The sequence below is a fragment of the Alteromonas alvinellae genome (assembly GCF_902705805.1).
In genome coordinates this window covers 1-832 of the sequence record NZ_CACSIH010000201.1, presented here as the reverse complement: position 1 = coordinate 832, position 832 = coordinate 1, and the positions used below count along the sequence as shown (strand labels likewise).

The 832-nt window shown below is 46.4% G+C and carries 1 protein-coding gene; it reads right to left on the bottom strand.

Going from position 1 to position 832, the window contains the following annotated elements; genetic code table 11:
• The coding region (locus tag ACX5KA_RS14520) for an IS1634 family transposase (RefSeq protein ID WP_458731500.1) at window positions 1–745 on the bottom strand (745 nt) is incomplete at its 3' end.
• Between the last annotated feature and the right edge of the window lie 87 nt (window positions 746–832).

The window sequence follows — 832 nt, the reverse complement described above, 5'->3', positions numbered from 1 at the left end:
CTCGTGAGATAAACAATTGGTTCTGTGTTGCCAGGGCAGTGATAGATTCTTCGGTATAAAGCGCCGCATCGGCAACAAAATATCGGCATTGTTGTGCGGCCTTTAAACACTGAATATGGTGACGGGTGACTTCTGCAAAAGCTTTCTGGTCATTCGTATTGCCACTTAAAGCCTGCATATAGACAGGGATACCGGCTTGATTTTCACAAATCAGCTCCAGTATCACCTGGTTTAATTCTGGCCGGTGGTCCCGGCTGTAACCTTTAACCAGCTCAATGCGTTTAGTCTCGCTATCTTGTTCATCAACAGCGTATTCACCATCGACATGAAAACTGGTGATATCCAGGTGCACAGCGTTACTGGCTAACCCCAGAGTGTCGACCACTCGCTCAGCCATGACTTGATATAGCGACGACACGTCTGCTTCATAGAGGGCATCAAGACACCGACCAAGTACATCATCATTCAGGTGCTTGGCCTTTACACCCGGACCAATCAGGCGTTCAGTGGGTTTGTCAGCGAAAAAATCTGCAAACATGTGTAGGGTGCGACTGTGAAAACCCAAACCATTGAGAAGCATGGCGACAAAGGCTTCTCCATGAGTCACCTTATGCTCATTGTTTTTTGGGATAACCGCGTCAATCATCTTAGCGATACCAAGCTCCCGACACATACCGGATACTAAACCAAGATGGTCCATGCGTTTGATAGTTAACCCTGATAGGGAGGAAGTAGAAATAGCCATTTTGCTGCACCCAAAGATGAGTAATAGATCAAAATGGGGGATCGGTGTCAAGAAAAATAAATCAGTTAATTAGGTGCGGAATGACGG